A 12,383-nucleotide genomic window follows, 5' to 3' on the forward strand; every position below is an offset into this window, starting at 1 on the left:
GCGGGTGGGCCGGTCCGCGCACGCGGACCGGCCCACCGCTCAGATCACTTCCAGCTGCTCTCGATGCCCTGGAGCACCGAGGCGGTGTCCTTGCCGTTGATCCACTCGACCATGCCCTTCCAGAACGTGCCCGCGCCGACCGCGGCCGGCATCAGGTCCGAACCGTCGAAGCGGAAGACGCCGCTCTTGTCCTGCAGGATCTGGACGGAGAGCTTGTCGATCGGGCTGGCGACGTTGGCGATGTCCAGCTTGTTGTTCGCCGTGACCCAGTTGCCGAGCTTCGCCCGGCTGTTGACGTACTCGGCCGAGGCCAGGTAGGTCTGCACGGCCTGGACCTCGGGCCGGTCGGCGTAGGCGACGACGAACTCGCCGGCACCCAGGACCGGCTTGCCCTTGGCCTGGTCGATGGCCGGGAAGTAGAACGCGAACGCGTCGCCGTCCTCGGCCACCTTGGTGCCGTCGGGGAACTGGTTGGCGTAGAACGACGCCTGCCGGTGCATGGCGCACTTGCCGGTGGTGATCGGCAGGCCGGCCTCACCGAAGGCGGTGGTGCCGATGCTCTTCACGCCGCCGAAGCCGCCGTTCATGTACTTCTCGCTCTTGAGGATGGTGCCGGCCCGGTCGACCGCGTCGACGATCCGCGGGTCGTTGAACGGGATGGCATGCGTGGTCCACTGGTCGTAGACCTCGGGGCCCTGCGTCCGCAGCAGCACGTCCTCGATCCAGTCGGTGGCCGGCCAGCCGGTGGCGTCACCGGACTCGATGCCGGCGCACCACGGCTTGATGCCGCTGGCCGCGATCGTGTCGCTGAGCTTGATCATGTCGTCCCAGCTGGTCGGGACCGTCCAGCCCTTCTCCTTGAAGAGCTTCGGCGAGTACCAGACGAAGGACTTCACGTTGGCGCCGAGCGGCACGCCGTAGAGGGTGCCGTTGACCGTGCCGTACTTCAGCCAGTCGGCCGGCAGGTTCTGCTCGGCCATGGCCTTGGTGTCGGGCCCGAGGGACTTCAGCTTGCCGGCGTCGGCGAACCGCTTGACCAGACCCGGCTGGGGCACGAACGCCAGGTCGGGCGCGTTGCCACCGTCGACGCGGACCGGCAGCTGAGCCTCGAACTCGGCGTTGCCCTCGTAGTCGATCTCGATGCCGGTGCACTCGGTGAACTGCTCCCACGAGCGCTCCAGCAGGTCGGCCTCCGCGTCCCGGATCGACGCGTAGATCGAGACCTTCTTGCCGTCGTGGCCCTCGTACTTGTCATATGCGGCGCACTCGGCCGAGTCCGCGTTGCTGCTTCCCTTGTCGTTGCCGGTGCCGCAGGCCGTGGCGCTGATAGCCAGCCCCAGTACGCCGGCGATCACGAAGGCCTGGCGTGGTCTGGTGAAGACCGCCATGCCGTCCTCCTTTCTTGCCGGCGCGTCGTGGTCTGACCCGGCGCCGGTCCGATGGGCGTCCCCACATGTAAGCGCTTGCATCCGGCGCGGTCCACCCCCTGTCAGACACGGACTAGTAACAATCCGGAAACCTGGCGGGCTGCGATGGTCACGCTCCCACGACTCTTTCGAAGGTTGGCGATATCTGTCAGGCTGTACGAGCCACATCGAAGGTTTTCAACATAGGAGGACCTGGATGCGTAAGCGATGGTTCAGCCTGATGGCGGCCGGCCTGCTGGTCGGCGCCACCCTGCTACCCGCGGCCCCGGCGATGGCCGCCCCGACGTTCAAGGTGCCGTTCCCCTGCGGCCAGTCCTGGTCCGGCCAGACCCGGTCTGACCACAGCCCGGCGTACGCCGTCGACTTCAACCGGACGGACGACCTGGGCGACCCGGTGGTGGCCAGCGCGCCGGGCACCGTCGACCGGGTCACCGATCTCGGTGGCACCAGCTACGGAAAGTACGTCCGGATCAGCCACGCCGGTGGGTACCACACCTACTACGCCCACCTGAACGGCTTCAACGTCTCGGTCGGCCAGAGCGTGGGCTACGGCAAGGTGATCGGCTGGGTGGGCAGCACCGGCGGCTCGACCGGCCCGCACCTGCACTACGAGCAGCGCCTGAACGGCAGCGACATCCAGGTCCGGTTCAACGGCGCCCTCGCGCTCTACTGGGGCACGAAGTCGTACACCAGCGACAACGGCTGCTCCTCCGGCAGCGCCACGGGCACGGTCAACACCAGCGGCACCCCGCTGACCGTCCGCTCCGGCCCGGGCACCGGCTACAGCGCGGTCGGGACGGTCGCCGACGGCGCCCAGGTGACCATCCAGTGCCAGACCAGCGGCACCAGCGTCACCGGCACGTACGGCACCAGCACGATCTGGGACCGGATCGGGTCCGGCCGCTTCATCTCCGACGCGTACGTCTACACCGGGCACGACGGCTACATCCCGGGCGTGCCACGCTGCTGAGCCGCCCCGCTGGGCCCGGCCGGAAACCGGTCGGGCCCACGTTGGCCGGCGCGCGGCGGTCGAGCCGATGCCGACCGGCATCCCCCCGGGCCGGACCTGGGTCAGGCGTTCATCCTCCAGATGGCGAAATTGAGGGCGGCCGCGAAGGTGACCCAGGCCCAGTAGGGCAGCATCAGCAGGGTGGCGGCGCGGGAGACCCGGGCGAAGAGGGCCACGGTCACCCCGATCGCCAGCCACAGCAGCACGATCTCGGCGAACGCCAGCCCGTACCGGCCGGCGCCGAAGAAGAGCGGCGTCCAGGCGGCGTTGAGCGCCAGTTGGCCGATCCAGGCCCAGATCGCCCGGCCGAGCCCCGTCCGCCGCCAGACCAGCCAGCCGGCCACCGCGATCAGCGCGTAGAGCACCGTCCAGACCGGGCCGAACAGCCACCCCGGCGGGGCCCACGCCGGCCGGGTCAGCCCGGCGTACTCGGCCGAGGTCCCCCCGACGCCGAGCGCGCCGATTCCGGCTGCCACCGCCACCGCCACGCCGAAGCCGAGCAGCGCCCACCAGGTCCCGGCGCCGGTGCGGCGCGCCGTCCGCGATATCTCCATGGTCGAGATATCTCCCGCCGGCGCCGGCTCAAACGTCTCCGGACACGGCGCCGGGGTCGTCGCGCCCGGTACTCCTGTCGGGAGGACGGAGACCGGCCACGACGACCCCGGCGGGTCGAGGGGTCAGCTGGTGCCGCGTCAATTGAAGATGCTGACACCACCAGGGCCGACGAGCAGCCCGACGATGATGAGGACGGCGCCCCAGAGGATCTGCCGGCGGAACAGCGCCAGGATGCCGGCGACCACCAGTACGACTGCGATAATCCAGAGAATCAGCTCCATGACGATCAAGTACCCGACGCGCTGACGCGGGAAACCTCGCTCTGATCGAGCTGGTCGCCCACGTGGAAGACGCTGTACGCCTGCTTGATCACCGGGTGCGCGACGTTGCGAACGCGGACCCCGCCCGGCGTCGTGCCGCGCTCCGTGCCGGCGTGCGCGTGCCCGTGCAGGGCCAGCGCGGTCGGGGCCGAGTCGATCGCCTGGCCGAGCTGGTACGAACCGAGGAACGGGTAGATCTCCAGCGGCTCGCCGGCGAGCGTGTCCGGCACCGGCGAGTAGTGGGTCAGGGCCACCAGCAGGTCGCAGTCCAGGCTGTCCAGCGCCTCGGCCAACCGGTCGGCGCTGTCGGTGGTGGTCCGGACGAACGCCTTCATCTCCGGCTCGCCGAAATCGCTGGCGCACCGCCCGGCGAAGCCGCCGCCGAAGCCCTTGACCCCCGCGACGCCGAGCCGACCGCCGGCGCACTCCAGCACGACGCCGGTGCCCTCCAACACGGTGATCCCGGCGTCCTCCAGCACCTTGACCACCTGCGGCACCTGGTCGCACTGGTGGTCGTGGTTGCCGAGCACCGTGATCACCGGCACGCCCAGCCCGCCGAACTCCTGGGCGACGCAGCGCGCCTCGGACTCGGTGCCGTGCCGGGTCAGGTCACCGGCGAGCAGCAGCACGTCGGCGCACTCGGGCAGTTCCTCCAGGGCCGGCCGGAACCGGCCGACCACGTCCTTGTCCAGATGCACATCGCCGACGGCAGCGATCCGGATCACCATGAACCTCCCTCAGGGCAGTTGCTCGATCTGCGTCGGCGCCTGGGCGCGGATCACCCCGATGTCACTGGTGATCGGCACGTCCGGGAAGCGCTCGGAGACCCGGCGGAGGATCTCCTCGCGCCGGTGCTGGCTCTCCACCTCGCCGTAGAGGACGAGGCCGGTCTCCCGGCGGACCACGGTGATGCCCTGCTCGGCGACGGACGGATCCTCCGCCAGCAGCCGGTGGACCTCCGCCTCGATGTACTCGTCGGGTGGGCCGACGCCGGTGTCGCGATGCTGGGTCACGATGTCCCCTTCTCTGCCGAGGTGCCGGAGTACGGCACCACCTCCAGCCGGTCCAGCAGCACCAGGAACGCCTCGGCGTACGGCGAGTGCTGCGTCTCCTTCCGTACCCGTTCCCAGTCGATCTGCTCCCGCAGGGAGCGGGCCAACGGCAGCCCGCGGGCGAAGTCGCAGTAGTGCTGCGAGAAGCTGAGCAGCTTGTGCACCATCAGTTGGGTCGCGGAGAGCACCGGCATGTGGATCGCGTCGACCGGTCGTACCACGGTGTCGGTGAACGTCTCCTCCGTCACCGGCGTCTCGATCGGCCGGTGGATCAGGTCCACCATCCGCCCGTCGTCGTAGACCTTCACCAGCCAGTCCTCCGGCGGGCGCTCGGCGGTGAATCCGGCCTCCACCAGCGCCTCCAGCGCCCGCTCGACGTCCTGCTCCCGGATCAGGAAGTCGACGTCGTGTTCGCTGGAGTGGCCGCCGTGGGCGTACACGGCGAAGCTCCCGCCGAGCGCGTACGGGATCTCGGACTGCTTGAGCACGGCGGCGACCTTCTTGAGGGTGTGCACCAGGGTCTCGTCCCCGCGCTCGGCCATCTGGTTCTCCCGTCGGTCGTGAAACAGGCGGTTGGATTCGAACTCCCGTACCCGGCACTCCGGTCACCCACACCTGGGTCGGTCGCGGGTGGGTGCGAACCGGGATCGACCGGTACATAACACAATGCCCGAGAGCGCCGATCGGATAGCCTGTGCAAGGTGGTCAGATCACTGCGAGGGCGACGCCGCCGGAGCCGGTTGCGCACCGTCGCCCTGATCGGCATCGACGGCTCGGGCAAGACCACCCAGGCCCACCGGCTCGCCGACGCGCTCAGCGCGGCCGGCCGCCCGGCCACCTACCACCGCAACGCCGGCGGCCGGCGCTGGCTCGGCCGGCTCGCGCAGCAGCTCGGCCGGCCGGACGCCCAGCGGCTGGTCGGTCGGGACGGGCTGCTCGCGGTCGAGTCCGTGCTGCGATGGCTCGCGATCGCCGCCGCGCTGCTCAGTTGCCTGCTCACCGGCCGGACCGCGGTGATGGACCGCTACGCCGCCTGCCAGTACGCCAGCATCCGCGCCCACGGCGGGCACCGCTGGGAGCGGCTGGCCCGGGCCGGCTACCGGGTCTTCCCGCGCCCGCAGGTGACCTTCCTGCTCGCCGTCGACCCGGCCGAGGCGTACCGACGGATCGAGCGGCGCGGCACCGACCACGAGACGATGGGGTGGCTCACCGCGGCCGACACCGCGTACCGGGCGCTGCCCGAGTACCCCACCTTCGTGCTCGTCGACGCCGGCCGGCCGGCGGAGGAGGTGTCGCAGCAGATCCAGCGGCATCTCGCAGGGTGGCTGCCCTCGGACGATGCCGAGGAGCCGGCCGGAGTGGCCGACCGGGCCGCCGCGGACACGGCCGCCGGCGCGGACGCCGCGCCACCCCGGCCCGCGGTGCCGAACCTCGGCCCCGCGCCCGGGGCGGTCATGCCGCTCGCCGCCCAGGCCCGCCCATAGCCGCGGCCGGGCCCGCTCAGGCCTGCCCGTAGACCGGCACGGCCGCCCCGCTGGTCGGCGCCGACTCGTCGGACGCCAGGAAGCGGATCACCGCGGCGATCTCGGCCGGGGCCACCCACCGCGAGTGGTCCGCGTCCGGCTGTGCGGCCCGGTTCGTCGGGGTGTCGATCACGCTGGGCAGCACCGTGTTGCACCGCACACCCGAGCGCCGGTACTCGACGGCCACCGCGTTGGCGAAGGCGAGCACGGCGGCCTTGGCGGTGGCGTAGCCCGCCGCGCCGGGAAACGGGGTGAGCGCGGCCCGGGCGGAAACGCAGACCACCGCGCCGCCGCCGGCCGACACCAGGTGCGGCAGGGCTGCCCGGGTGACCAGGTGGGTGGGGCGCAGGTTGGCGGTGAACATCCGCTCGAACTCGTCGATCGGCGTCTCGTGCACCAGCCCGCCACTGGCGAACCCGCCGACCAGGTTGACCACCGCACGCAGCGATGCCGCCGGGTCGCTCGCGGCGGCCTCGACCGCCCGGGCCGCGCCGGCCGGATCGGTGAGGTCCGCGATCACGCGGACCGGGTCCCCGGCCGCCGGCCCCGCCCCGGTCGGGCTGTCCCGCACCGGTACGACCACCCGCCAGCCCGCCTCCCGGAACGCGGCCGTGACCGCCCCGCCCAGACCGCCCGTCCCGCCAGTCACCAGCACACTGCGTCGCGCCATGGGGCACACGCTAACGCCGGCGACCGCCCGCCCTGAGTCGGGTGCCCGGTTCGTCCACGCCGGGTCGTCCGATCCGGGTCTGCCGGACGGGCCGCCGGGCGAGGCCGTACGGTTGGGCGGGGCTGCGGTCCCGCGTTCGGCGGCCGCAAGTCCGGCACGGCGACCCGGCCCGGCGGATGACGCGGTGGCGCCGCGGGGATGACACGCTGTCCCGGTCGGTGGACCCGGTCAGCGGTACTTTCCTCAACACGCGCAGTCATGGTTGACGCTCACGCCTCATGAAAGTAAGTTTCATCCGTGGCGAAGAGTCCGAAGATTTCTGCGAGTCACGAGCCCGGTGGGCTGATCGTCCACATCAGTGGCTTGCTCCCGTCGCTGTCGCCGGCCGAACAGCGGGTCGCCCGACTGGTCGTCGCCGACCCGGCCGACGCCGCCCGCCGGACGATCACGGATCTCGCCACCGCCGCCGAGACATCCGAGGCGACCGTCATCCGGTTCTGCCGCTCGGTCGGGATGGACGGTTACCCCCAGCTGCGCATCCGGCTCGCCGCCGAGGCGGCCCGCCGGATCGAGCCGCCGGACGCCCGGGTGGTCGGCGGTGACATCCCGCCCGGCGCCGACCTCGCCCAGATCATCGCCACCATCGCCTTCAACGACGCCCGCGCCGTCGAGGAGACCGCCGAGCAGCTCGACCCGGCCGTCTGCGAGCAGGTGGTCGACGCCATCGCCGGCGCCGGTCGGATCGACGTCTACGGCGCTGGCGCGAGCGGCTTCGTGGCCTCCGACTTCCAGCAGAAGCTGCACCGCATCGGCCGCACCGCGTTCTACTTCCCCGACGTGCACACGGCGCTGACCTCGGCCGCGCTGCTCGGCCGTGGCGACGTGGCCGTCGGCATCTCGCACACCGGCACCACCTCCGACGTGATCGAGGTGCTGGAGCAGGCCCGCGCCCGGGGTGCCGCCACCGTGGCGCTGACCAACTTCCCGCGCTCGCCCATCACCGAGGTGGCCGACTTCGTGCTCACGACGGCGGCCCGGGAGACCACCTACCGCTCCGGCGCGATGGCCAGCCGGCTCGCGCAGCTCACCGTGGTCGACTGCCTCTTCGTCGGGGTGGCGGCGCGCAACCGCGCCCGGGCGAAGAAAGCCCTCGAGGTGACCGCCGAGGCCGTCCAGACGCATCGGGTGGGCGGCGGACGGAGGCGGGCATGACCGCCGGCGCCGTGGAGCCGGATGAGGTGTCGTCACCCGTCCCGGACGGCCGCCCGGCCGTCCGCGTGGGTGCTCCCACCGAGCGCCGCAACCCGCTGAGCCTCGACCTCGACCTGCTGTCGACCCGCGACGTGCTCCGGCTGATCAACGATGCGGACCGGCGGGTGCCCGCCGCCGTCGCCGCGGTGCTCGACGAGATCGCCGCCACGGTCGACCTGGCCGTGGCGGCGCTGCGCGGCGGGCACCGGGTGCACTACTTCGGGGCGGGCACCTCGGGCCGGCTCGGCGTGCTCGACGCCGCCGAACTCGCCCCCACCTTCAACTCGCCCCGTGACTGGTTCTGCGCCCACCTCGCCGGCGGCCCGGACGCGATGTTGCGGGCCGTCGAGGACGCCGAGGACGACGATCGGGGCGGCGCGGCCGATGCGGCCGACTGTGTGCGCGCCGGTGACCTGGTGGTCGGTCTGGCGGCCAGCGGACGCACCCCGTACGTCCTGGGTGCGCTCGCCGCGTCGCGCGCCAAGGGGGCCTCGACGGTGCTGCTCTGCGCCAATCCGGAGGCGGAGGCCGCCCGGTCGGTCGATGTCTTCATCGGGGTGGATACCGGACCGGAGGTCGTCACCGGGTCGACCCGCATGAAGGCGGGCACCGCACAGAAGCTGGTGCTGAACGCGTTCTCCACCGCCGTGATGGTCCGACTGGGCCGGGTCTACTCGAATCTCATGATCGATATGGTCGCCACCAACGCCAAGCTGCGGGGGCGGATGATCTCGATCCTGGTGGAGGCGACCGGCTGCTCGGAGGAGGTCTCCCGGCGGGCCCTCACCGAGGCGGACGGCGACCTGAAGACCGCCCTGGTCTCGCTGGTCTCCGGTGCCGGCGTCCCCGCCGCCCGGGCCGCGCTCGCCCGCTCGGCCGACCAGGTCCGCGGCGCGCTCGCCCTGCTCGCCCCCTGACCCGGCCCGGCCCGCCTCCGGAGCGCGTCCGGCGCCCGTCGGGATCGGCGGGCATAGAACCCGGCCCCGGATTGTTCATCCAGGCGCGGGGTAATACCAACTCCGTGGATGAACCGACCCGTCCATCGGCGCGTATCTGGCAGTGACCAGGATCGCACCGGACTGGTGACCCGGGTCGCTGTGCCCCACGACGTCGCGATGTTGCCATATCGAGGGGCGGACGACGATCCGGTTCCCCGACCCGTTCGTGGTGCCCATCGGCGAGCCACCCGGCGGGGTGCTGACAGCAAACATGGACCGGGCTCTCAGCTACTACTCAGGCATTCGTGACACTTTCGACTCACGACATGGAATCCCCGACACGTCTCAACTGTTGTGTAGGTGTCAGCACCGGGGGCACAGCGGAAGTTACGGGGAGCTGATGGACGTGGGGATGGCGAGGAACCGGGCAACCGGCGCGAGCGAGGGGACCGTGGGCAACGTGGACAAGAACATCGGCATGCGAACCGACGAGGTTGCCGAGGAGCGCGACCTGGTCGGCGTCTACCTGCACGAGATCTCCCGGACGCCACTGCTGGACGCCGCCAAGGAGGTCGACCTCTCCAAGGCGATCGAGGCCGGGCTCTACGCCGAGCACCTGCTCGACGAGGACAGCGTCCCCGCCGGCGTCGACCGGGAGGACCTGGAGCGGCTGGTCGTCGAGGGGGAGCGCGCGAAGGACCTCTTCATCCGCGCCAACCTGCGACTGGTCGTGTCGATCGCCCGCCGTTACGTGCGCTCGGGCATGCCCATGCTGGACCTGATCCAGGAGGGCAACACCGGCCTCGTCCGGGCGGTCGAGAAGTTCGACTACGAGCGCGGCTACAAGTTCTCCACCTACGCCACCTGGTGGATCCGCCAGGCGATCAGCCGGGCGATCGCCCAGCAGGAGCGCACCGTCCGACTGCCGGTGCACCTGGTGGAGGACGTCAACCGGATGCGCAACGTGGCCCGGCAGCTCACCCGCGAGCTGGGCAGCGACCCGGAGCCGGAGCAGATCGCCAAGGCCCTCGGCGTGACCGTCGAGCGGGTCAACGAGCTGGTCCGCTGGTCGCAGGACACCGTGTCGCTGGACACGCCGGTCGGTGACGACGGCGACACCAACCTCGGCGACCTGGTCGCCGACAGCGACGCCCCGTCGCCGGAGGAGATCGTCCTGACCGGGCTGGAGCGGCAGCGCATCGAGGGCCTGCTGAACCACCTGGACGACCGTTCGGCCGGCATCATGCGTGCCCGTTACGGGCTGGAGGACGGCCGTGAGCACTCGCTCACCGAGGTCGCCTCGCGGTTCTCGCTCTCTCGGGAGCGGATCCGCCAGCTGGAGATCCAGGCCCTCGGCCGGCTCCGCGAGCTGGCTCGGGCGGAGGGGCTGCAGGCAGCCTGAGCTGGGTAGTAACGACGGCGAGTGGCCGGCGTCCGATAGGGGGACGCCGGCCATTCGCCGTCTGACCTGTGTGCGGTGCCACAGCGCTCCGGGTGTGCCTCAGGCTCCGGCAGCCGGGGCTTCGGGTCCCCCGACGCTCCGGCGGCCGGACGTTGCGGTGTCTCAGCGCACCCGGCCGTAGCCGTGGATGGGCATCATGTTCATCCCGCGCCTGAGCACGTTGCGCCCGGCGCTGGGCGCGTCGATCACCTGGCCGTCGCCGATGTACAGGGCGACGTGCCCGAGCCCGCGGTAGAAGATCAGGTCACCCGGCCGAAGGTCGCCGCGGCCGATGTGCGCCACCGCGCCCCACTGCATCCGGGCGTTGTGCGGCAGCGATCTGCCGGCCGCCCGCCACGCCGCGAGGGTCAGCCCCGAGCAGTCGTAGCCGTGCGGGCCCTCGCCGGCCCAGACGTACGGTTTGCCGATCGCCCCGTAGGCGTACCGGACGGCGACGCCGGCCTGGCCGGAGATGGCGGGTGCCGCCCTGGCGACGTCCGCGTCCGGTCGGGCGAGCGGCGCCTCGGTGGCCCGCCCGTACGCCTGGCGGCGCAGCTCGTAGAGGCGGGCCAGGTCCCGCTCGATGCGTTGCTTCGCGGCGGCCAGCTCGCGGGCCTGGGCGGCCTGCCGAGCGAGCACCGTGTTCAGCCGGGTCTTCTCGTCGAGCAACTGCCGCTGGCTGGCGGTGAACCCCTCGATCTGCTCCTGCCGCTGCCGGGTCAGCTGGTCGATCGTGCCGAGCCGGTCGAGCACCGCGGCCGATCCGCCGGGGCGCAGCAGCGCGTCGGCGGTCCGCAGGCCACCCGTCTTGTACGCGGTGGTGGCGAGTTCGGCCACGTCGGCGCGGCTCTGCTCGGCCTGCCGTTCCAGCGGGCCGATGCGGGCCTGTAATCGGTCCGCGGCGGCCTTGTTGGACTTGATCTCCTCGGAGAGCTTGTTGTACGCCTCGACGACCCGCTCCAACTGGGCGGAGGACCGCTCGATCCGCTGGGTGAGGTCGGCGGGGGACGGTTCGGCGCGGGCCGCAGTCGCGGGGGCGACCAGTGCGGCCGACAGACCGGTGACCGCCAGTGTGCGCAGCAGTCGGTTCAGGGATGACAAGAGCGGAGGGCTCCTCTCCCACGCCCGCCGGCGGCTGCTGACGCCCTCGGCGGCACCGGACCGGGGCCCTCCGGATGGTGGGCGCTGGGCCGGACCGGCTCGCCCAACCTAACCCGGGACGGGAGTCGTCCGCAGTGGAAGTCGGGGCGAATGTTGGCAAAGTGGTGGAAAGTGCGGCTGCGACGGGTGACCCATCGTGATCACCAACGAGGCGCGTGGCCGGAGGACGCGCCGGGGTTGCACCATTTGCACAGACAATGGCATTCGTCGTTCTGGACACATGCCGCCGGATTGCAGCGCTCCATAACCGACAAAGACCGAAATGGATTCCCTTTCCCGGCAATGTCCCGTCGCCACCAGGGCGGGAGAGTCCGGCAAATGGCAGTTCGCGCTGGCGGGGGCCCAACACAATGAAGCGCGGAGCCGGGATTCCCGTCGACCGGCATTGATGCCTCCACCTCGACGGGAGCCGACCCGGCGGACCGCCGTGGGAGGGATCCGTGAGTCCTGAACGTGCGACCACGCGAGCGCCGCGATCACCCAGGGTGACCGAGGCGAAGACCACACTGCTCTACGCCCGTCCCGGCATCATCGTGACGGTCGACCGGTTCACCGTCGGCCGCAACACCTTCCGGGTCGCCGAGCTGACCCACCTGCGCAGCACCCGGGGTCCGCACGACCGGATAGCCGTCCGCGCCGTCGCCACCAGCGGGGTGGCGATCGGCGGCGTCGGAGTGCTGCTCGGCTTCACCGGCGGCCTGCAACGGCTCACCGCCGGCGCGTACCTGATCCTCGGGGCGGTGCTGCTGGTGCCCGCGCTGATCGCCGTGGCCGGCGACCGCTGGCGGCCGCCGGCGTACGAGTTGTGGGGGCTGTACCGGGGTGACGAGGTGCTGCTGTTCAGCGCCGACGAGGAACGGCAGTTCGGGCAGGTGACCCGGGCCCTGGTGCGGGCCCGGGAGATGAACCGGTACGGCGGCTGGAACGAACCGCTCGCCTCGGTCGACCCCTGGCGACCGAGCCGCTGACCGGTCGGCGCCGGTCAGGCCGACCCCGGCCGGCGCCGACCGGTCGCCGGTGCCGACGCGGCCGGAAG

Annotated in this window: 14 protein-coding genes; 6 read left to right on the forward strand and 8 right to left on the reverse strand. The window is 71.7% G+C overall.

Annotated elements, in window-relative coordinates; translation table 11 throughout:
* Positions 1–44: 44 nt before the first annotated feature.
* Positions 45–1,388 (reverse strand): ABC transporter substrate-binding protein, encoded by a 1,344-nt coding sequence (locus O7603_RS27145; RefSeq protein WP_281572572.1) that lies wholly within the window; start codon positions 1,386–1,388, stop codon positions 45–47.
* Positions 1,389–1,623: 235 nt separating this feature from the next.
* Between O7603_RS27145 and O7603_RS27150 the strand changes: the two genes are divergently transcribed.
* Positions 1,624–2,397, forward strand: a complete 774-nt coding sequence (locus O7603_RS27150; RefSeq protein ID WP_281572573.1) for a peptidoglycan DD-metalloendopeptidase family protein — start codon at positions 1,624–1,626, stop codon at positions 2,395–2,397.
* Positions 2,398–2,498: 101 nt separating this feature from the next.
* Here the strand turns inward: O7603_RS27150 and O7603_RS27155 are convergent, their stop codons facing one another.
* From O7603_RS27155 to O7603_RS27175, 5 genes are all read right to left on the reverse strand, one after another.
* Positions 2,499–2,990 carry a TspO/MBR family protein gene (locus O7603_RS27155; protein ID WP_281572574.1) on the reverse strand — a complete coding sequence of 164 codons (492 nt, stop codon included), beginning with the start codon at positions 2,988–2,990 and terminating at the stop codon, positions 2,499–2,501.
* 138 nt (positions 2,991–3,128) lie between these two features.
* The gene (locus O7603_RS27160) at positions 3,129–3,272 is read right to left on the reverse strand and encodes a GPGG-motif small membrane protein (protein ID WP_281572575.1); all 144 of its coding nucleotides are present in this window, start codon (positions 3,270–3,272) and stop codon (positions 3,129–3,131) included.
* 5 nt (positions 3,273–3,277) lie between these two features.
* Positions 3,278–4,039, reverse strand: a complete 762-nt coding sequence (locus O7603_RS27165; protein ID WP_281572576.1) for a metallophosphoesterase — start codon at positions 4,037–4,039, stop codon at positions 3,278–3,280.
* Positions 4,040–4,048: 9 nt separating this feature from the next.
* Positions 4,049–4,324 (reverse strand): hypothetical protein, encoded by a 276-nt coding sequence (locus O7603_RS27170; RefSeq protein WP_281572577.1) that lies wholly within the window; start codon positions 4,322–4,324, stop codon positions 4,049–4,051.
* Positions 4,321–4,932, reverse strand: coding sequence for a nucleotidyltransferase (locus tag O7603_RS27175; protein WP_348651091.1), 612 nt, complete (start codon positions 4,930–4,932; stop codon positions 4,321–4,323). The genes O7603_RS27170 and O7603_RS27175 overlap by 4 nt, the downstream gene beginning before the upstream one ends.
* A gap of 132 nt (positions 4,933–5,064) precedes the next feature.
* Here O7603_RS27175 and O7603_RS27180 point away from each other — a divergent pair, with 132 nt between their 5' ends.
* Positions 5,065–5,847 (forward strand): dTMP kinase, encoded by a 783-nt coding sequence (locus tag O7603_RS27180; RefSeq protein WP_281572579.1) that lies wholly within the window; start codon positions 5,065–5,067, stop codon positions 5,845–5,847.
* 16 nt (positions 5,848–5,863) lie between these two features.
* Here the strand turns inward: O7603_RS27180 and O7603_RS27185 are convergent, their stop codons facing one another.
* The gene (locus O7603_RS27185) at positions 5,864–6,556 is read right to left on the reverse strand and encodes an SDR family NAD(P)-dependent oxidoreductase (protein ID WP_281572580.1); all 693 of its coding nucleotides are present in this window, start codon (positions 6,554–6,556) and stop codon (positions 5,864–5,866) included.
* Between the two features lie 297 nt (positions 6,557–6,853).
* Between O7603_RS27185 and O7603_RS27190 the strand changes: the two genes are divergently transcribed.
* The 3 genes from O7603_RS27190 (at position 6,854) to O7603_RS27200 (ending at position 10,147) form a co-directional block, all read left to right on the forward strand.
* The gene (locus O7603_RS27190; RefSeq protein ID WP_281572581.1) at positions 6,854–7,768 is read left to right on the forward strand and encodes a MurR/RpiR family transcriptional regulator; all 915 of its coding nucleotides are present in this window, start codon (positions 6,854–6,856) and stop codon (positions 7,766–7,768) included.
* Positions 7,765–8,724 (forward strand): N-acetylmuramic acid 6-phosphate etherase, encoded by a 960-nt coding sequence (gene murQ, locus O7603_RS27195; RefSeq protein ID WP_281572582.1) that lies wholly within the window; start codon positions 7,765–7,767, stop codon positions 8,722–8,724. Before O7603_RS27190 ends, murQ begins: the two co-directional genes overlap by 4 nt.
* A 433-nt stretch (positions 8,725–9,157) precedes the next feature.
* Entirely contained in the window at positions 9,158–10,147 is a 990-nt protein-coding gene (locus O7603_RS27200) for a sigma-70 family RNA polymerase sigma factor (protein ID WP_281572583.1), read from the forward strand.
* A gap of 162 nt (positions 10,148–10,309) precedes the next feature.
* On the opposite strand, the gene O7603_RS27205 is transcribed toward O7603_RS27200, so the two are convergent.
* Entirely contained in the window at positions 10,310–11,287 is a 978-nt protein-coding gene (locus tag O7603_RS27205) for a C40 family peptidase (RefSeq protein WP_281572584.1), read from the reverse strand.
* Positions 11,288–11,787: 500 nt separating this feature from the next.
* On the opposite strand from O7603_RS27205, the gene O7603_RS27210 reads away from it, so the two are divergent.
* Entirely contained in the window at positions 11,788–12,315 is a 528-nt protein-coding gene (locus tag O7603_RS27210) for a DUF6232 family protein (RefSeq protein ID WP_281572585.1), read from the forward strand.
* Positions 12,316–12,383: the final 68 nt, after the last annotated feature.

The sequence above is a fragment of the Micromonospora sp. WMMD812 genome, assembly GCF_027497215.1.
In the GTDB taxonomy this organism is placed as follows: domain Bacteria; phylum Actinomycetota; class Actinomycetes; order Mycobacteriales; family Micromonosporaceae; genus Micromonospora.